Source organism: Pseudomonas xanthosomatis (assembly GCF_019139835.1).
GTDB lineage: Bacteria > Pseudomonadota > Gammaproteobacteria > Pseudomonadales > Pseudomonadaceae > Aquipseudomonas > Aquipseudomonas fakonensis.
Genome location: NZ_CP077075.1, coordinates 1,120,219 through 1,137,733, shown reverse-complemented (window position 1 = coordinate 1,137,733; position 17,515 = coordinate 1,120,219). Strand labels below are relative to the sequence as shown.

The 17,515-nt window shown below is 66.6% G+C and carries 18 protein-coding genes; 11 read left to right on the top strand and 7 right to left on the bottom strand.

Features of this window, described 5'->3' with window-relative positions:
- The first annotated feature begins 6 nt into the window (after nucleotides 1-6).
- Complete coding sequence (locus KSS93_RS04985; protein ID WP_217840506.1) at nucleotides 7-603, top strand: MarC family protein; 597 nt, start codon at nucleotides 7-9, stop codon at nucleotides 601-603.
- Here the strand turns inward: KSS93_RS04985 and KSS93_RS04980 are convergent.
- From KSS93_RS04980 to cobG, 7 genes are all read right to left on the bottom strand, one after another.
- Nucleotides 600-1,223 carry a hypothetical protein gene (locus KSS93_RS04980; protein WP_217887397.1) on the bottom strand — a complete coding sequence of 208 codons (624 nt, stop codon included), beginning with the start codon at nucleotides 1,221-1,223 and terminating at the stop codon, nucleotides 600-602. The two genes, KSS93_RS04985 and KSS93_RS04980, sit on opposite strands and share 4 nt — an antisense overlap.
- Nucleotides 1,216-1,896: a hypothetical protein gene (locus KSS93_RS04975; protein WP_217887396.1), complete on the bottom strand. Its 681-nt coding sequence runs from the start codon at nucleotides 1,894-1,896 to the stop codon at nucleotides 1,216-1,218. Before KSS93_RS04975 ends, KSS93_RS04980 begins: the two co-directional genes overlap by 8 nt.
- A 58-nt stretch (nucleotides 1,897-1,954) precedes the next feature.
- Nucleotides 1,955-2,635 carry a hypothetical protein gene (locus KSS93_RS04970; RefSeq protein WP_217887395.1) on the bottom strand — a complete coding sequence of 227 codons (681 nt, stop codon included), beginning with the start codon at nucleotides 2,633-2,635 and terminating at the stop codon, nucleotides 1,955-1,957.
- Nucleotides 2,636-2,871: 236 nt separating this feature from the next.
- Nucleotides 2,872-4,563, bottom strand: a complete 1,692-nt coding sequence (gene cobJ, locus KSS93_RS04965) for a precorrin-3B C(17)-methyltransferase (RefSeq protein WP_217888682.1) — start codon at nucleotides 4,561-4,563, stop codon at nucleotides 2,872-2,874.
- Nucleotides 4,560-5,291: a precorrin-2 C(20)-methyltransferase gene (locus KSS93_RS04960; protein ID WP_217888681.1), complete on the bottom strand. Its 732-nt coding sequence runs from the start codon at nucleotides 5,289-5,291 to the stop codon at nucleotides 4,560-4,562. Before KSS93_RS04960 ends, cobJ begins: the two co-directional genes overlap by 4 nt.
- Nucleotides 5,291-5,917 carry a precorrin-8X methylmutase gene (locus tag KSS93_RS04955; RefSeq protein ID WP_217887394.1) on the bottom strand — a complete coding sequence of 209 codons (627 nt, stop codon included), beginning with the start codon at nucleotides 5,915-5,917 and terminating at the stop codon, nucleotides 5,291-5,293. Before KSS93_RS04955 ends, KSS93_RS04960 begins: the two co-directional genes overlap by 1 nt.
- Nucleotides 5,910-7,235 (bottom strand): precorrin-3B synthase, encoded by a 1,326-nt coding sequence (gene cobG, locus KSS93_RS04950; RefSeq protein ID WP_225917291.1) that lies wholly within the window; start codon nucleotides 7,233-7,235, stop codon nucleotides 5,910-5,912. The genes KSS93_RS04955 and cobG overlap by 8 nt, the downstream gene beginning before the upstream one ends.
- Before the next feature lie 212 nt (nucleotides 7,236-7,447).
- Here cobG and cbiE point away from each other — a divergent pair, with 212 nt between their 5' ends.
- The 10 genes from cbiE (at nucleotide 7,448) to KSS93_RS04900 (ending at nucleotide 17,336) form a co-directional block, all read left to right on the top strand.
- Nucleotides 7,448-8,659, top strand: coding sequence for a precorrin-6y C5,15-methyltransferase (decarboxylating) subunit CbiE (gene cbiE, locus KSS93_RS04945; RefSeq protein ID WP_217887392.1), 1,212 nt, complete (start codon nucleotides 7,448-7,450; stop codon nucleotides 8,657-8,659).
- A complete protein-coding gene (locus KSS93_RS04940; protein WP_217887391.1) occupies nucleotides 8,652-9,746 on the top strand; it encodes a cobalt-precorrin-5B (C(1))-methyltransferase in 1,095 nt (364 codons plus the stop codon). Before cbiE ends, KSS93_RS04940 begins: the two co-directional genes overlap by 8 nt.
- The gene (locus KSS93_RS04935; RefSeq protein WP_217887390.1) at nucleotides 9,743-10,465 is read left to right on the top strand and encodes a cobalt-precorrin-6A reductase; all 723 of its coding nucleotides are present in this window, start codon (nucleotides 9,743-9,745) and stop codon (nucleotides 10,463-10,465) included. The genes KSS93_RS04940 and KSS93_RS04935 overlap by 4 nt, the downstream gene beginning before the upstream one ends.
- A gap of 414 nt (nucleotides 10,466-10,879) precedes the next feature.
- Nucleotides 10,880-11,317 carry an NfeD family protein gene (locus KSS93_RS04930; RefSeq protein ID WP_217887389.1) on the top strand — a complete coding sequence of 146 codons (438 nt, stop codon included), beginning with the start codon at nucleotides 10,880-10,882 and terminating at the stop codon, nucleotides 11,315-11,317.
- A 27-nt stretch (nucleotides 11,318-11,344) separates the two neighbouring features.
- The gene (locus KSS93_RS04925; protein ID WP_217840517.1) at nucleotides 11,345-12,199 is read left to right on the top strand and encodes an SPFH domain-containing protein; all 855 of its coding nucleotides are present in this window, start codon (nucleotides 11,345-11,347) and stop codon (nucleotides 12,197-12,199) included.
- Nucleotides 12,200-12,387: 188 nt separating this feature from the next.
- The gene (locus KSS93_RS04920; protein WP_217887388.1) at nucleotides 12,388-12,777 is read left to right on the top strand and encodes a DUF2946 domain-containing protein; all 390 of its coding nucleotides are present in this window, start codon (nucleotides 12,388-12,390) and stop codon (nucleotides 12,775-12,777) included.
- A 49-nt stretch (nucleotides 12,778-12,826) separates the two neighbouring features.
- Nucleotides 12,827-13,312 carry a copper chaperone PCu(A)C gene (locus KSS93_RS04915; RefSeq protein ID WP_217887387.1) on the top strand — a complete coding sequence of 162 codons (486 nt, stop codon included), beginning with the start codon at nucleotides 12,827-12,829 and terminating at the stop codon, nucleotides 13,310-13,312.
- Nucleotides 13,313-13,330: 18 nt separating this feature from the next.
- Complete coding sequence (locus tag KSS93_RS04910; protein ID WP_217887386.1) at nucleotides 13,331-13,780, top strand: DUF2946 domain-containing protein; 450 nt, start codon at nucleotides 13,331-13,333, stop codon at nucleotides 13,778-13,780.
- A gap of 69 nt (nucleotides 13,781-13,849) precedes the next feature.
- Nucleotides 13,850-15,916: a TonB-dependent copper receptor gene (locus KSS93_RS04905; protein WP_217887385.1), complete on the top strand. Its 2,067-nt coding sequence runs from the start codon at nucleotides 13,850-13,852 to the stop codon at nucleotides 15,914-15,916.
- 55 nt (nucleotides 15,917-15,971) lie between these two features.
- Nucleotides 15,972-17,336 (top strand): PepSY-associated TM helix domain-containing protein, encoded by a 1,365-nt coding sequence (locus KSS93_RS04900; protein ID WP_217887384.1) that lies wholly within the window; start codon nucleotides 15,972-15,974, stop codon nucleotides 17,334-17,336.
- Nucleotides 17,337-17,515 lie beyond the last annotated feature (179 nt).

The window sequence follows — 17,515 nt, the reverse complement described above, 5'->3', positions numbered from 1 at the left end:
ACCCCCATGCTCCATGAGTTGTTCAGCGTCTACCTGAAGATGCTCGTGCTCTACAGCCCGTTCTTCGTGCTTTCGTGCTTCATCAGCCTGACCCGCGGCTACTCCGGCAAGGAGCGCAAGCAGTTGGCCTGGCGGGTGGCGATCGCCACGCTGGTGGCCAGCGTGCTGCTGTACCTGTTCGGGCGGGTGATCTTCGGCGTGTTCGGCATCACCGCCGACGCCTTTCGCATCGGCGCAGGCTCGGTGCTGTTCATCTCGGCCCTGGGTATGGCCCAGGGCAAGTCGGCGATCCAGACCGACAACGTGCAGCAGGACGTGACCATCGTGCCGCTGACCATCCCGCTGACCGTGGGCCCGGGCACCATCGGTGCACTGCTGGTGATGGGCGTCAGCCAGCCGCACTGGGATGACAAGCTGCTGGCCATCGTCAGCATCGCCCTGGCCAGCTTCACCGTGGGCCTGGTGCTGTACCTCTCGCACCGTATCGAACGCATTCTGGGTGACCAGGGCTTGCAGATCGTCAGCCGCCTGATGGGGCTGTTCGTCTGTGCCCTGGCTGCGCAGATAATCTTCACCGGGATCAAGGGCTACCTGGTTAGCTAGCCGTCGTAATCCAGCACCCGCGCCCGGCAGAGCTGAACAACGCGTTCCTGAACCTTGGGCAGGTAACTTTGCTCGAACGCCTGGATATTGAAGCGCACCAGCTCCGCACGCACATTGCGATGGCTGCGCTTGCGGCTGATGAAGCCTGCACGGAACGCCGACTGGGTATCCGTCTCGTGGTAAAGCACCATGTCCACCCGGCCACCGCCCGCCGGCGCACAGGGCAGTAACTGAAAGTGCTGGCGTTCGTAGGCATGCTGCTCCAGCGCCAGCAGCGCCGCTGCGCTACCAGGCAGCCTGCCCATGGAAAGGCTGCAGGCCTCGGCAAAATGCTCGCCAGCGGTTGCCGCTATGGTCTGCAGCACCTGATCGACCTGGCGTGCACGGCCCTCGTCCGGCCAGTGCACCTGCTCCGGCGACACCGAATCCCAGCCCATGAACCTGAGCTGGTTACGGTAGTAAGTGAACCAGTCGTCGAGCAAACCCTCCTTGCTGACCGACTCGGCAGCACGCTCGGCCATGGCCAGCGCAAGTTTCACTGACTCCTTGCGCGCCGTGGTAATGCCCGGCAGAAATGAAACGATCCCGGCGCCTATCACCGCAGAGGTGGCCTCAACCATGTTCGCCCCCTGCCGCGCCGGCCCCCAGTTCGAAGCACCACGCCCCCTGCTCATTCCGGTCTTTCATCAGCGCGCGCAACGCTTGGCGCTGGCTTTGGAACCGCCCATTGTCCAACGCCAGCGAAACCCCGTAGAACTCGATTTCGCCGCCGAGCAATTGCTCGCGCAACAGCGCGTCCAGGCTGATTTTCGGGATCGATGCCTCGCGTTGCAGGGTGATGCTGCAAAGGTCGAGCACCGGCCCCGTCTTGAGTACCCCGATTTCGACCGCCACCCGGTTGCCCTGCACGGCAAACTTGAACAGGTGGGCAAAGCCCTCGGCCGACCCGCTCAGTTTCGTCTTGACCGCAGCCAGCACGGCCTCGTGCTTGATCGAGCGCATTCGCATCCAGGCCTCCAGGGGTTGCGTCCGGCTGCCGTCGAGGGTTTGCCCCAACCGCTTGAAATCATGGGTTTGCGCCAGCTTGATCCAACCCAGCTGCTGGTAGGCGTTTCGATAGGCCCGGTACCAGCTTTCATGGTTGGCAAAACGTGACCCGGCTTGCTTGTTCGCCACCAGTTGGGCGTACAGGACCGAATCGAAGGCGGCTTGGCGTTGTTCGCTCAAGGCGTGGGGGGAATGCAGCAACGCCGTTGCACCAATCAACATCAGTGGCTCGATTGCTCTGTCCATCACTTGGCCTCATCAGAAGGTCCGAAAAGGGCGGCGCCCTGACGACGCCGCCGCACGCTCAGATGTCGTACTGCAGAACGTTCTCGACGCTGCGCACGCCAAGTTTGTTTTCCACGGTTTCGCGGACCTTGTCGTAGACGAAATTATTGAGCGTGAGCACGGCGGTACCCGCGTAGTACTCGGACTTGTCCAGGGTCCACTGGATGCCCAGCACATCGCCGTCGAACTCAGGTGCACGGGCCTTGATGCAGCTGACCACCATGACCACATCGTTGCTTTCGGTTTCGATGCAAGCCGCCAGGCCAACCATGCCGCGGGCCTTGTTCTTGCGCTTGTGCTCAATGATGCGGGCGTCGTTCTCGACCGTGGTCAGCTTGTCGAACGCGCTCTTGGCCAACTCGCCCAGCGCCGTGCCGCCCAGCAGGGCATTGCCGACCACACCGATGGTGCGCACTGCAACGGCGCCTACGGTGACAGAGAACTCTGCAGAGGTTTCCAGCTCGTAGGTGCGCCGGGGGATGGTGAAGCCAACATCACGCATGACATCGATGAACTGGTCGTACCATTCGCGGCTCTGGGTTTCGGCATCGAAAGCCTTGTCGGCCACCAGTGTTGCAAAATGGTAGGCGTTCTTGACGTCATGACGGCTCTGCGAAGACATGCCTGCGCCGCAGGCGAGCAGGTTGCCCTCGACCAGTATCGCGCTGTCGTTGGCGGTGACCTGGGTTTGCTCGGACATTGGGATAATCCTTCAAGGTAGCCCCTGGATTAGGGGCTGCCACCATAGCCAGCGCGCCATGGGTGCAGAACCTTGAAGGATTTCCCAATAGGCTAGGGTTTCTACGAAAAGTCGCCGAGCGGCGATCAGGCAAGGCGAAAACAGGCGAGGAAGCGGAGTTTACGGGTTGTAAATGAGCATTCCGAGCCTGTTTTCAACGCAGCATGATCGTCGCGCAGGCACTTTTCGTACAAAGCCTAGGTTGCCGAAGGGTACCAGCGCGGCGTGTAGGCCCATACACCCCCCGCCAGGCGCGGGAATGTGCAGGTTGTCGACGAGCCCACCAGCACCATGGTGCGCATGTCGACCATATCCGGCACCAGCTCGGCCAGGGTGACGACCCTGAGCGTTTGCCCAGGCCTGCCGATATCACGGCCAAGGACTACAGGCGTATTCCCGTCGCGGTGTCGGCGCACCACCTCCAGCGCCACCCCCAGCTGGTGCGGGCGGGACTTGGAGATCGGGTTGTAGAACGCCAGCACCAGGTCGGCCTGGCAGGCCAGGTCCAGGCGTTTCTCGATGATCGACCAGGGCTTGAGGTTGTCCGACAGCGACATCACGCAGAAGTCGTGCCCCAACGGTGCGCCGGCCTGCGCAGCAGTGGCCAAGGACGCCGAAACACCCGGCAGGATCTCAAGGTCGACCCGGTGCCAGGCCGGGTCGGTGGACTCATGCAGCGCCTCGAGCACTGCAGCTGCCATGGCGAACACCCCAGGGTCACCCGAGGAGACCACAACCACCGAACGCCCTTGCGCGGCCAATTCGAAAGCATGCCGGGCGCGCTGCATTTCTTCGCGGTTGTCGGTGCAGTGCTGCACCTGGTCGTCACGCAACGGGCCGGCCATGCGCACATAGGTTTCGTAGCCAAGCACATCCTCGGCGCGGTCCAGCTCGGCGCGCACCGCAGGGACCATCAGCTCGGCAGCGCCGGGGCCAAGGCCGATCACCGCCAGGCGACCGCGCTTGCGGCCAACCAGGCGCACATCCACCGGCGCGTCGGCGATGGCGATACCCACGCCGCCGACCGTTTGCACACTGGCCTGCGGTAGCGCCTGCGCAAGCATGGCTTGCAGGTTATCGGCACCAGGCGCAAAGCGCAGGCCCACATTCAATGCCCGGGCGGCCTCGTGCAGCGCAGGCTCGGCCATGTCGGCTTCGCTGGCCAAAAGAGCGGCCAGCGAAGCTTCGGCGATACCCGCAGCGTGCAAGCTTTCACGCACCTGCAGTGCCACATCGGCACTCCCGCCAGCCACCGCCACCACCACGCAGCGAGCGTGGATCAACAGCTCGTCACGGCTGGCAGCACGCACCGAGCACCCCACGTGAATGGTCCGTTGTGCGCTGTCGCTAGCCGGCAACTGCGCCTGTGCCAGCCACGGCGCATGGCCCTCGATGCGTACCGCCTCGCCCGCCAACAGGTCGGAAACAAAGCGCTTGCCCTGCTCAAGGTCGGCCAGCGCATAGCCCTGCGGCGGGTTCAGTAGGCAGGTGCCGAAACGCAGCTCGCCGCTGGTGGTGATCGCCGCGTTCACCCCAAGCGCCTCGGCCATTTCACGGGCCATGACATTGACCCCGGCCAGCCCGCCCAGCAGCGGCACCACTGCGCTGCCGTCCTCGGCCACCGCCAGTACCGGCGGCTCGTCGCCCTTCTCGCCCAGCAACGGCGCCAGGGTACGAATGACGATACCGGCCGCGCACAAGGCAATGATCGGCGTGCCCTGCTGGTACAGCGCGCGCAGGGTGTCGCCGAACGACGCGTAGAAGCGCTCGGCCTGCTCCACGCGCCCTTGCAGGCCATGAATCTGCGCCTGTGGATAACGCTGCTGGATACGCCGCGCGGTGGCCTGGCTGCCCGGGCCGAGAATGACGATCGCCGGGGCCATGTTCATCCCTGCCATTTTTCACCCGGCACGATGATCAGCGAGAAGTACGGCGAAGACTGCGGGTCGACCGCATCCAGCGCGACGATCTTCTGGTTGGCCATGGTCGCGCGCTCCACGTACAGCGCGCGCTGCTCCAGGCCCAGCTCGCCCAGCACCTGGCGCACCTTGGGGAAGTTGCGCCCAAGCTTCATGATCACCGCCGCGTCGGCGTCGGCCAGGCGGCGCTTGAGCTCTTCATGCGGCAGCACGCCGGAGAGCACGGTCAGGGTCTGGTTGCGGTACACCAGCGGCGCGCCCAGCACCGAGGCGCCACCGAGCATCGAGCACACCCCCGGGATCACCTGCGCCTCATAACGCGAGGCCAGGCGGTCGTGCAGGTACATGTAGGAGCCGTAGAAGAACGGGTCGCCCTCGCAGATCACCGCCACATCGCGCCCGGCATCCAGGTGTTCGGCCACCTGCACGCCGGCTTCGTCGTAGAAGTCGCTGATCACCTGTTCGTAGGACAGCGGCGCCGGCAGCGCTTCGGTGGTCACCGGGTACACCAGTGGCAGCAGGGTCTGCTCGGCCTGCAGGTGCGCCTCGATAATGCCGAAGGCATTGCCGCGCTTGCCCTTGGCCACGAAGTACGCCACCACCGGCGCTTCGCGCAGCAGGCGCAGGGCCTTGAGCGTGATCAGCTCAGGGTCGCCAGGGCCTACGCCCAGGCCCAGCAGTCGTCCGCGTGCGTGCATCATTCCACCTCCGTGGCCAGGGCGTTGACCGCAGCCGCCGCCATGGCGCTGCCGCCCAGGCGGCCCTGCATGATCACGAACGGCACGCCGCGGCTGTCGGCAGCGAGCATCGCCTTGGACTCGGCCGCGCCGACGAAGCCCACCGGGAAGCCGAGAATCAGCGCAGGCTTGGGCGCGCCAGCATCGATCATCTCCAGCAGGTAGAACAGCGCGGTGGGTGCGTTGCCGATCACCACCACACTGCCTTCCAGGTGCGGGCGCCACAGCTCCAGGGCCACCGCCGAGCGGGTGTTGCCCACCTCTTGTGCCAGGCCCGGCACGCTGGGGTCGCGCAGGGTGCAGATCACCGGGTTGTTGGCTGGCAGGCGGGCACGGGTGATGCCTTCGGCGACCATGTGCGCATCGCACAGGATCGGCGCACCGTTCTTCAGGGCCTCACGGCCGGCGGTGCCGGCGCCTTCGGAGAACTGCAGGCCATCGATGGCCTCGACCATGCCGCAGGCATGGATCACCCGCACAGCGAGTTTTTCCAGGTCGGCGGGAATCCGCTCGAGGCGGGCCTCCTCACGGATGATGCGGAAGGAATTGCGATAGATCTCCTGACCATCGCGGATGTAGTCAATCATCAAGGTGCTCCGTCGGCAGGTCGAGCATGGCGCCTGCTTCTTCTGGGGTAAGGTCGCTCGCGTGCAGCCGGCCGAAGCCCGGCAGGCGCGCGTCGCGCAAGTAAAGGTCGTAGCGGCCCGGGGCCCGGGCCAGCAAGGTGGCCGGGGCAACATGAGCCACGGCGCAGGAACGTTGGCAGGCCGACAGGTGCACGCTGCCGGGGGCGCCATGCTGCAGGCACGTGGCCAGGGTGATGGCATCGGCCTTGGTGTCGGCCAGAGCCTTGGCGCAGCCGGCCGAACCGGTGCAGGCTGCTACCCGGGCCAGGGGGTGGTCGGTATCACACAGCATGCCGAGCGCCTGCAGTTCGGCCTGGGCCTGGTGTATATGGGCAGGGGCCAGCGAGGTGATCACCAGCCCCTGCCACGGGCTCAGGCGCAGGCTGGCGTCGCCCCACTGCCGGGCGATAGCGGCAACCGCGCGCAGCATGGCCGGGGTCAGGCGGCCCAGCGGCGGCGCCACGCCAAGGGCGATACCCTGCTGCTGGCGCAACACGCCCAGCCAGGGCGTGGCAGCGGCCGGGCGGCGCCAACCGGGCGGTGCATCGACAAAGCGAACCGCCAGCCCGTCGACAAAGCGCTGCGCCGGGCAACTCGCCAGCAATTGGCGCATGCGCGACTGCTCGGCGCCGGCCAGGTCCAGAAAGCGCTCCAGCACCGCACGCACCAGCGCCAGGCCCTGCTCGACCGGCACCATGCCCAGTGCCAGGTCACGGGCCGGGCAGCCAGCCAAACCGAATGCCAGCCAGGTGCGCTGGCCGTGCACCAGGGCAGACAGCCAAAGGTCATGGGGGTGTTCGAGCATGGCCAGGCCTTCGCCACCGTCCAACTGCACGGCGAACTTGGCCGACAGCTGATGAAAACGCGGCGTGGATTCCAGCAATTGAAGGATCTGCCCGGCCAACGGTCGGGTATCCAGCAGCATCGCCGCATCGAGCCCGGCCAGCGGGCTGAGCATCAGGTTGCGCACATCATCGCCAGCCGCATCGCGGGGGCCCAACCCCGACGCCAGCAGGTGCTCGACCAGGCCCGCGTGGTCGGCGCCAATGCCGCGGATCTGCAAATTGGCGCGGTTGGTCGCCTCGATCACGCCACCGGCAAAACGCTCTGCCGCGTCTGCCACCGCCTCGGCCTGCTCGGCCAGCAGCAACCCGCCGGGCAGCTTGATGCGGCAGATGCCGCCATCGCGCGCGGCAACGATGCGCCACAACCCCGGGCAGGCCGAGGGGCGGGGCGAAACGGCGGGGGTCAGGGGTTGCGTCAAGGGGGCGTCCAGCAATCGTGAAAGTGCGCTTGAGTGTAGAAGGCGCGGTATTATGCCTGCTTTGTCCGGCGGCATGAAAAACCGGCGGTCGAACGTTGAACTCCGGGGGCTGCTGCGCAGCCCTTTCGCGGCGCAAGGCCGCTCCTACAGGCTGCGCGCACTCTGTAGGAGCGGCCTTGTGCCGCGAAAGGGGCGCACAGCGCCCCCACTCGGTACATGAGGACACCATGGCCCCCTGGCTCACAGTTACAGGCATCGGCGAAGACGGCTTCAGCGGCCTGGGCAAACAGGCCCGGCGCGCACTGCTGTCGGCCACGCGCATCTTCGGCAGCCCGCGCCAGCTGGCCCTGCTGCCACGCTGCGTCACCGGCGAGCGCCTGCCCTGGCCAAGCCCGTTCTCCCTGGCCGGCGTGCTGGCCCTGCGCGGCGAGCCGGTGTGTGTGCTGGCCAGCGGCGACCCGATGTTCTACGGCGTCGGCGCCAGCCTTGCACGCCAGGTAGCGCCCGACGAAATGCAGGTGCTGTCGATGCCCTCCTCCTGCGCCCTGGCTGCCGCCCGCCTGGGTTGGCCGCTGCAGGACGTGCAGGTGGTGTCGCTGGTGGCCCGCCCGTTGGCTGCGCTCAACGCCCATCTTTACAGCGGCCTGCGCCTGCTGGTGCTGAGTAACGACCAGCACAGCCCCGCCGCCATCGCCGCCTTGCTGCGCGAACGCGGCTTCGGCCCAAGCCAGCTGCGGGTGTTCGAGCACCTGGGCGGCGCCGATGAACGCCAACTGGCCGGCAGCGCCGATGACTGGCCGCATACCGATATCGCCGCGCTCAACCTGGTTGCCATCGAGTGCCTGGCCAGCCCCGACGCCCCGCGCCTGCATCGCACCAGCGGCCTGCCCGACAGCGCGTTTCGCCACGATGGCCAGCTGACCAAGCGCGACGTGCGCGCCATCACCCTGGCGCGCCTGGCGCCACAACCCGGCGAGCTGCTGTGGGACGTGGGCGCCGGCTGCGGCTCGATCGGCATCGAATGGATGCGCGCCCACCCCAGCTGCCGCACCCTGGCCATCGAGGCCGACCAAGGGCGCCAGGGCTTTGTCGAACACAACCGCGATGCGCTGGGCGTGCCCGGCCTGCAACTGGTGCGCGGCAAGGCACCGCAGGCGTTGCAAGAGCTCGAACAGCCCGATGCGATCTTCATCGGCGGCGGCGTCACCGGCGAAGGCGTGCTGGCCCTGTGCTGGGAACGCCTGCGCCCGGGCGGGCGGCTGGTGGCCAACGCCGTCACCCTGCAAAGCGAGGTGATGCTGGCGCAGTTTCGCGAGGCCCACGGCGGCGAGCTGACCCGCATCCACATCGCCCACACCCAACCGCTGGGGGCTTTCGATACCTGGCGCCAGGCCCTGCCTATCACCCTGCTGGACGTGGTGAAGCCCGCCGATGCGTGAAGAAACCCGCGAACAGCCCGCGCCGCTGCGCAGCGGCCTGACCACCGGCAGTTGCGCCACCGCCACCAGCCTGGCAGCGGCGCGCCTGCTGCTGAGCGGCCAGCACAACGACGCCGTGGCCATCACCCTGCCCAAGGGCAAGGTGGTGCAGATGCGCCTGGAGTTCTGCCACCTGCTCGGCGACGGCGCCGAAGCCGGCACCCTCAAGGATGCCGGCGACGACCCCGATGTCACCCACGGCGCCCTGCTGTACAGCCAGGTACGGCTGATTGCCGAGCCCGGCGTGCGCTTTGTCGCAGGCACAGGCGTCGGCACCGTGACCCGCCCCGGGCTGGTATTAGGGGTCGGCGAGCCGGCGATCAACCCGGTACCGCGCAAGATGATCGGCGACCACCTGCGGCAACTGGCCAGCGAATGCGGCTATGCCGGTGGTTTCGAGGTAACGGTGAACGTGCGCGATGGCGAGGCCCTGGCACTGAAGACCATGAACCCGCGCCTGGGCATCCTCGGCGGGCTGTCGATTCTGGGCACCAGCGGCATCGTCCGGCCGTTCTCCTGCTCGGCCTACATCGCCTCGATTCACCAAGGCATCGACGTTGCCCATACCAACGGCTACACACACATCGCCGCCTGCACCGGCAACGCCAGCGAAGACACCATGCGCCGGGTCTACGGCCTGCCCGAGATTGCCCTGATCGAGATGGGCGACTTCGTCGGCGCGGTGCTCAAGCACCTGCGCAAGGTACCGGTGGCGCGCCTCACCCTGTGCGGTGGCTTCGGCAAAATCAGCAAGCTCGCCGCCGGGCACATGGACCTGCACAGCCGCCATTCCAGCATCGACCTGCCACAATTGGCCGCCTGGGCGTCTGGCATCGGTGCCGATGCCACGCTGCAACAGGCGATCATCGCTGCCAACACCAGCCAGCAGGCCCTGGCCCTGGCCCACGCCGCCGGTATCGGCCTGGGCGATGAAGTGTGCCGCCACGCCCTGGCCTTCGCCCGCAGCGTGGTGCCGGCCCAGGTGCAGGTTGAGGTGTTCGCCATCGACCGCCAGGGTGGCATCGTCGGCCAGGCAGGTGTGTCATGAGCGGGCGTATCCTGCTGCTGGGCGGCATCACCGAGGCCCTGGCCGTCGCCCGCAAGCTCGGCCCGCAACACGTGTACAGCCTGGCCGGCATTGGCCGGGTGCCCGGCGACCTCACCTGCCAGGTGCGGGTTGGTGGCTACGGCGGCGCCGAGGGCCTGGCGGCTTACCTGCGTGAGCAAGGTATCGACTTGCTGATCGACGCCACCCACCCCTACGCCGCGCAGATCAGCGCCAACGCCGCCCAGGCAGCGCGCAGTGCCGGGGTGGCCTGCTGGGCCCTGCGCCGACCGGCCTGGCAGGCGCAGGCCGGTGATGACTGGCGCGAGGTAGAGGGCTGGGAGCAATTGATAGAGGCGCTGACAGCGTTCCAGCGACCGCTGTTCACCCTGGGCCGTGAGCCGTTGCAGCATCTGGACGAAATCCCGCCGCACCAGTTCTGGACCCTGCGAGCCCTCGAGGCTTGCCCTGGCAACGAGCGCTGCGAGGTAATCGCCGCCCGCGGGCCATTCAACATCGACGACGAACGTGCGCTGTTCGAGCGCCGCCAGGTCGATGTGCTGGTGAGCAAGAACAGCGGCAGCGCGGCCACCGAGCCTAAGCTTGAAGTGGCGCGGGAGCGGGGGGTGCCGGTGTTGGTGCTCAGGCGGCCCCGGTTGCCGGACGTGGATCGGGTTTTTGAAGATCCCGAAGCGTTGCTGGAGGCGCTGGCAACAAGCTGAAACTTGCCGGAATTCCTGGACACACATTGCTGCTTTCTGCGGTGTGCGTCATGAGGCAAGGTGCCACCTGCATCGAGTTGATCGCATCAGGGCCACCAAGTGCAGGCCTTTCGTTGAACACCTGGTAGCCCTGACGCGAGCACCATAACAAGACCGCTAACCCTCGACAGCAGAGCAGCAGCCATGTCAAACCACTCCATATTCCCCGAGCAACCAACACCCTCCTCCACCGACTCTGACTGGAATCTGTGGTTCGCTGCCGATGGCGTGAGCGAGGACTACATCATCAACCGGGATCAACCTGCCGAACAGCAAACCTCGCTCCCCCCTCATCCAAAGCAACACGCAACCGATGGCCCTGAGCCGTGACCTTGCCGTAAACTCACCTCCCCTCTACTGGAAGGCCCCACCCATATGGAAATGCAATGGTGGATCTGGCTCGTCTTCGGCGTAGCTCTGATCTTGCTGGAACTGGTCCTGCCCACATTCTTCATTCTCTGGTTCGGCATCGGTGCCGTGCTGGTGTCGTTCATCGCCCTGCTTGCCCCCAGCCTGCAACTCGACATGCAGGGCCTGCTGTGGGTGGTGTTCTCGTCTATCACCACGCTGCTGTGGTTCAAAGTGTTCCGCAGCAAGAAACCTGACGTGCGCTGGACCGCCGACAGCGTGATCGGCGAGGTCGGCCTGTTGACCGTGAGCGTGTCGCCGTTCCAGAAGGGCCGGGTGCGCTTCCAGAAGCCGATCCTGGGCAACGAGGAATGGACCTGCGTCGCCGACAGCGACATCCCCGCCGGCGAGCGCGTGCGCCTGGCCGCCATCGAAGGCAATACCGCCCGCATCACCCGGGCCTGAATCCGCATTAAAAGGAAGTTTGCAAACATGACCAGCCTCATCGTCGTCGGCACCCTCGCCGCATTCGTACTGATCACCGTGTTCAAGGGCGTGCGCATCGTGCCCCAGGGCGAAGAATGGATCGTCGAGCGCTTGGGCCGCTACCACAGCACCCTCAAGCCCGGCCTTAACATCGTCATCCCGTACATGGACGTGGTCGCCTACCGCCTGCCGACCAAAGACATCATCCTCGACGTGCAGCAGCAGGAAATCATCACCAAGGACAACGCGGTGATCGTCGCCAACGCCCTGTGCTTCGCCAAAGTGGTCGACCCGCAAAAAGCCTCGTACGGCGTGCAGAACTTCTCGTTCGCCGTCACCAGCCTGACCATGACCTCGCTGCGCGCCATCGTCGGCGCCATGGACCTGGACGAAGCGCTGTCCAGCCGCGAACAGATCAAGGCACGCCTGCGCGAAGCGATGTCCGAGCAGACCGAAGACTGGGGCGTGACCGTGCGCTCGGTGGAAATCCAGGACATCAAGCCCTCGCCAAGCATGCAGACCGCCATGGAGCGCCAGGCTGCAGCCGAGCGTGAGCGTAAAGCCGACGTGACCCGCGCCGAGGGCAACAAGCAGGCGGCCATTCTGGAAGCCGAAGCGCGCCTGCAAGCCGCCAAGCTGGATGCCGAAGCCCAGGTCAACCTGGCCGAAGCCTCGGCGCGGGCCATCACCCTGGTCAAGGATGCGGTGGGTAGCGAGACCGTGCCGGCCATGTACCTGCTGGGCGAGCGCTACATCGGCGCCATGGAAAACCTGGCCGGCAGCGACAACGCCAAGGTGGTGGTGTTGCCCGCCGACCTGCAGGAGACCGTGCGCGGGCTGATGGGCCGCGGCAAGGCCTGATATCTGTGTCAACTTCTTCGCGGGCAAGCCCGCTCCCACAGGGTTTGCATCTTCTGTGGGAGCGGGCTTGCCCGCGAAGAGGCCAGCGCAGGTCTCAAAGCCCCAGGTGCGGCACTTCACCGCACCCCGGCATTTTTTCCTATACTCCGCCGTACAATAGCCACCACGATTCCTGACCGGATCTCTCCATGCCCCCACGTCGGCACATTGCCTGGATAGCCTGCCTTGCAGTGCTGTTCAACCTGCTGGCCATGCCGCTCTCCTCTGCCGCGCCCAAGGGCCCGGCCGAGCAGCTGCTATGGGGGGCTTTCTGTTCGAGCATGGCGAACAAGGCCAAGGTCGATGTCCAGGCCCTGGCCAAGATCGACCTGGGCCCGCAAAGCGACGACAGCGCCAGCATGATGAACTGCTGGTGCTGCTCGGGCGCAGCCCCCCTGCTGGCCCTGCCCGGCTACCCGCCACAGCTGCACAACCCGCCGCAGCTGCCGGCAGGCGAAGCGCCAACCCTCGCCGACTACCAGCCCACGCCGCGCCAGCTATGGCCCGCGCTCAACCCCCGTGCCTCTCCGCTGGCCTGAGTTCGCCAAGCTTTCTGCTGCCTGAACCTCGACAGACCGGAGACCCACCATGCTCAAGCAAGCCCTCGTACTGGCCGCCCTGCTGCTGCCCGGCGCCTACGCCAACGCCCATGAATACAGCGTCGGCGAGCTGCACATCGCCCACCCCTGGTCGCTGGAACTGCCGCCCAACGCACCCAACGTGGCGGCCTACTTCATCGTGCACAACAACGGCAAGAGCGACGACCGCCTGCTCTCGGTGGACACCCCGATCAGCAGCGAGGCCCAGTTGCACGAGCACGCCATGACCGCCGGCGGCACCATGAAGATGCAACAAGTTGCCAGCGTGCCGGTACCCGCCGGCAAGGACGTGGTGTTCGCCCCCAGCGCTTACCACGTGATGATCCTGCAGCCGAAGGACCGCAGCCTGCTGGCCGACGGCAAGCGCTTCCCGCTGACCCTGCACTTCGAAAAAGCCGGTGACGTCACCGTCGACGTCGCCGTGCAGAAGCAGCCCCCGGCCGACCAGCCAGCGTCGCACGAACACGCACACTGACCCTGACTCGCGCTCGCCATGAGCCTGCCGCGCAACAGCTCCGCCCGCAGCACCCGCCCTGACCGCAGGCGCGTCGGTGGCGGCTGGCTGAGCCTGTTCGCCATGTGGATGATCTTCATCGGCCCACTGATTTCTCAGTCAATGCCGATGGAGCACCACGCCGGCATGAACATGTCCATGGACATGAGCATGCCCATGCCCATGCCCGCCAGCCACGCCCATGGCAGCGAGCACGACCATCACCAGGGCCACGGCAACGATGGCCAGCTGCATGTGATGTGGGAAAAATGCGGTTACTGCAGCCTGCTGTTCAACTGCCCCGCCCTGCCGCAAACCCTCAGCCCGCTCAGCGCGGGCAGCGTGCTCCCCCCCGTTCACCTCACCAATGCCACGCGCCAGGGCCATGCCCGGCAGGCTGTATTCCCCGGCGCGCGCAGCCGCGCGCCACCCCGCCCGATCAGCGCCTGAAGCCACACCTTGAACGCCCGAAGCCACGAAGGCTTCGTGCCTGTGCCTGACTGATCGACTGGAACCACTATGTCCAGCTGTACCCCTGTATCCGCGCTTTCGCTGCGCGGCACCCTCGCCGTGCTCTGCGGCTCGCTGCTCGCGCCCCTGGCCCTGGCCGCCGAAACCGGCCACGAAGGCCATGACGTCGATGCGCCCGAGCTCAGCCCCACAGTGATCACCGCCGTGGCGCCCAGCTCGCCGCTGACCGTGGTCACCAACCCCAAAGACCCGCGCCAGCCAGTGCCCGCCAGCGACGGCGCCGACTACCTCAAGACCATCCCCGGGTTCTCGGCCATTCGCGCCGGTGGCACCAACGGCGACCCGGTGCTGCGCGGCATGTTCGGCTCGCGCCTGAACATCCTCACCAACGGCGGCGTGATGCTTGGCGCCTGCCCCAACCGCATGGACGCCCCGACGTCCTATATCTCGCCAGAAACCTACGACCGCCTCACCGTGATCAAGGGCCCGCAAAGCGTGATCTGGGGCCCCGGCGGTTCGGCCGGCACCATCCTCTTCGAGCGCGAGCCGGAGAAGTTCGGTGAGCTGGGCAGCCGGGTCAACGCCAGCCTGATGGCAGGCTCCAACGGCCGCTTCGACAAGGTGCTGGACGCCGCCGCCGGCAACCGCCTGGGTTACGCCCGCTTCGTCGGCAACCAGTCGCACTCCGATGACTATGAGGATGGCAACGGCAACACCGTGCCCTCGCGCTGGAACAAATGGAACGGCGACGTCGCCCTGGGCTGGACCCCGGACGCCGACACCCTGCTGGAACTCACCGCCGGCAAGGGCGATGGCGAGGCCCGCTACGCCGGGCGTGGCATGGACGGTGCGCAGTTCAAGCGCGAAAGCCTGGGCCTGCGCTTTGAAAAGTCCAGCCTCGGCGAGGTGCTCGACAAGCTCGAGGCGCAGGTCTACTACAATTACGCCGACCACGTGATGGACAACTACAGCCTGCGCACCCCGTCGGGCACCGGCATGATGGCCGGCCCCATGGCCGCCGCCGTCGACCGCCGCACCCTGGGCGCGCGCATCAAGGCCACCTGGCGCTGGGCGGATGTGCAACTGGTCAGCGGCATCGACGCGCAGACCAACGAGCACCGCGCGCGCAGCGCCATGGGCATCGACACCTACAAGGACAAGCCCTGGGACAAGGACGCCGATTTTCACAACTACGGCGCCTTCGGCGAGCTCACCTGGTACCTCGCAGGCGATAACCGCCTGATCACCGGCGCCCGCCTGGACCGCGCCTCGGCCAAGGACTACCGCAGCGACAGCGCGACAAACGGCAACACCCGCGCCGACACCCTGCCCAGCGGCTTCGTGCGCTACGAGCACGACCTGGCGGCCCTGCCGGCCACCACCTATATCGGCCTCGGCCACGCCCAGCGCTTCCCCGACTACTGGGAGCTGTTCTCCCCCGACCAGGGCCCGGCGGGCAGTACCAACGCCTTCGACAGCATCAAGCCAGAGAAAACCACCCAGCTGGACTTCGGCATCCAGTACCAGGGCGAGCGCCTGGAGGCCTGGGCCTCGGGCTACGTCGGGCAGGTGCGCGACTACATCCTGTTCGACTACCGCACCGGCATGATGGGCATGAGCAGCACCCAGGCGCAGAACATCGACGCGCGCATCATGGGCGGCGAACTGGGCGCGGCCTACAAGCTGAGCGAAAACTGGAAGGCCGATGCCACCCTGGCCTATGCCTGGGGCAAGAACAGCAGCGACGGCAAGGCGCTGCCGCAGATGCCACCGCTGGAAAGCCGCCTGGGCCTGACCTACAGCCGCGACGCCTGGAGCGTCGGCAGCCTGTGGCGGGTGGTGGCGGCGCAGAACCGCATCGTCGAGAACCAGGGCAACGTGGTGGGCAAGGACTACCAGAAGAGCGGCGGCTTCGGCGTGTTCTCGCTTAACGGGGCGTACAAGGTCAACCGCAACCTCAAGCTCAGCGCCGGCGTCGACAACCTGTTCGACAAGGCCTACGCCGAGCACCTGAACCTGGCCGGCAACGCAGGCTTCGGCTACCCGGCGGCCGACCCGCAACCCGTGAACGAACCCGGCCGCACCTTGTGGACCAAGGTCGACTTCAGCTTCTGACAACAACAAACGGGCGCGGGCCTGACCGCGCCCAACCAGCAACACGGGAGGCTCCATGAGCAAACCAAAGGCATCGTTCTACAACCTGGCCTGGCGCTGGCATTTCTATGCCGGGCTGTTCGTCGCGCCGTTCATGATCCTGCTGGCGATCACCGGGATCATCTACCTGTTCAAGCCGCAGCTCGACCCGCTGCTGTACCGCGACCTGATGGTGGTGCAGGCCGGCGAGCATCGGCAGAGCGCCGACAGCCTGCTGGCCACGGTGCAACAGGTGTACCCCAAAGGCCACATCGGCCAGTACCTGCCACCGCTGAACGCCGAACGCAGCGCGCAGTTCGTGGTGCATGAAGGCGGGCGCGAACTGAACGTATTCATCGACCCCTACAGCGGCAGATGGCTGGGCCAGCAGGACGCCAAGCAGAACCTGCAGGCCATCGCCCGCGCCCTGCACGGCGAGCTGATGGTCGGCACCGTTGGCGACCGCCTGGTAGAACTGGCCGCCGGCTGGGGCATCGTGCTGGTGGTGTCGGGCTTGTACCTGTGGTGGCCGCGCGGGCGCAGCAGCGCCGGGGTGCTGTGGCCACGCTTCAGTGCGCGCGGGCGCCTGCTGTGGCGCGACCTGCATGCGGTCACCGGGTTTTGGGGTTCGGCCCTGTTGCTGCTGATGCTGATCAGCGGCATGACCTGGACCGGCATGTGGGGCAAGCAGTACGCCGAGCTGTGGAACCGCTTTCCGGCGGCCATGTGGAACGATGTGCCGAAGTCCGACAAAGAGGCGCGCGAACTCAACAGCGCCCACCGCCAGACCGTGCCCTGGGCGCTGGAGAACACCCCGATGCCGGTGTCCGGCGCCCACGCAGAGCACGCCGGCCACCACATGCTGGACCAGGCACCCGCCGCGCCGCTGGTGACCCTGCAGCAGGTCGAGGACGTGGCCACCCTGCGCAAGGTCGAACCGGGCTACAGCATCACTATCCCGACCAGCGCCGAAGGTGTGTTCACCATCGCCGTGTTCGCCGACGACCCGCGCAACGACGCCACCCTGCATGTCGACCAGTACACCGGCAAGGTGCTGGCCGATGTGCGCTGGCAGGACTACAGCCCGGTGGCCCGCGCCACCGAGCTTGGGGTGATGCTGCACGAGGGCAAGATGTTCGGGCCGCTGAACCAGATCATCGTCCTGCTGGTGTGCCTGATGATCCTGCTGGGCTCGGTGAGCGGGCTGGTGATGTGGTGGAAGCGCAAGCCGGCAAGCGGGCTGGGCGTGCCGCCGCTGCGCCATGACCTGCCGCGCTGGAAGGCCGCCGTGGGGGTGATGCTGGTGCTGGGCGCGGCGTTCCCGCTGGTGGGGGTGTCGATGGTGGTGATGTGGGTGGTGGATAGCCTGGTGGTGCGGCGCCGGGTGATGGCCAGCGCCTGATACCTGTTCTGGCCTCTTCGCGGGCAAGCCCGCTCCCACAGGATACCCACCACCCTGAAGGGCTGTACCGTACCTGTGGGAGCGGGCTTGCCCGCGAAGAGGCCGGAACAGGCACAACACTGCACTGCAAAACCAGTGTCGATCTGTCACGCCCCCATCTGGGACGGGCGTGTTAGCCT

Bases quoted from the DNA above. Each gene is read 5' to 3' on its own strand.
- KSS93_RS04920 (WP_217887388.1), top strand. From the start codon at position 12,388: ATGCCCCCACGTCGGCACATTGCCTGGATAGCCTGCCTTGCAGTGCTG.
- KSS93_RS04960 (WP_217888681.1), bottom strand. From the start codon at position 5,291: ATGCACGCACGCGGACGACTGCTGGGCCTGGGCGTAGGCCCTGGCGAC.
- KSS93_RS04975 (WP_217887396.1), bottom strand. From the start codon at position 1,896: ATGGACAGAGCAATCGAGCCACTGATGTTGATTGGTGCAACGGCGTTG.
- KSS93_RS04940 (WP_217887391.1), top strand. From the start codon at position 8,652: ATGCGTGAAGAAACCCGCGAACAGCCCGCGCCGCTGCGCAGCGGCCTG.
- KSS93_RS04985 (WP_217840506.1), top strand. From the start codon at position 7: ATGCTCCATGAGTTGTTCAGCGTCTACCTGAAGATGCTCGTGCTCTAC.
- KSS93_RS04925 (WP_217840517.1), top strand. From the start codon at position 11,345: ATGACCAGCCTCATCGTCGTCGGCACCCTCGCCGCATTCGTACTGATC.
- cobJ (WP_217888682.1), bottom strand. From the start codon at position 4,563: ATGAACATGGCCCCGGCGATCGTCATTCTCGGCCCGGGCAGCCAGGCC.
- KSS93_RS04935 (WP_217887390.1), top strand. From the start codon at position 9,743: ATGAGCGGGCGTATCCTGCTGCTGGGCGGCATCACCGAGGCCCTGGCC.
- KSS93_RS04910 (WP_217887386.1), top strand. From the start codon at position 13,331: ATGAGCCTGCCGCGCAACAGCTCCGCCCGCAGCACCCGCCCTGACCGC.
- KSS93_RS04915 (WP_217887387.1), top strand. From the start codon at position 12,827: ATGCTCAAGCAAGCCCTCGTACTGGCCGCCCTGCTGCTGCCCGGCGCC.
- KSS93_RS04905 (WP_217887385.1), top strand. From the start codon at position 13,850: ATGTCCAGCTGTACCCCTGTATCCGCGCTTTCGCTGCGCGGCACCCTC.
- KSS93_RS04980 (WP_217887397.1), bottom strand. From the start codon at position 1,223: ATGGTTGAGGCCACCTCTGCGGTGATAGGCGCCGGGATCGTTTCATTT.
- cbiE (WP_217887392.1), top strand. From the start codon at position 7,448: ATGGCCCCCTGGCTCACAGTTACAGGCATCGGCGAAGACGGCTTCAGC.
- KSS93_RS04930 (WP_217887389.1), top strand. From the start codon at position 10,880: ATGGAAATGCAATGGTGGATCTGGCTCGTCTTCGGCGTAGCTCTGATC.
- KSS93_RS04900 (WP_217887384.1), top strand. From the start codon at position 15,972: ATGAGCAAACCAAAGGCATCGTTCTACAACCTGGCCTGGCGCTGGCAT.
- KSS93_RS04970 (WP_217887395.1), bottom strand. From the start codon at position 2,635: ATGTCCGAGCAAACCCAGGTCACCGCCAACGACAGCGCGATACTGGTC.
- KSS93_RS04955 (WP_217887394.1), bottom strand. From the start codon at position 5,917: ATGATTGACTACATCCGCGATGGTCAGGAGATCTATCGCAATTCCTTC.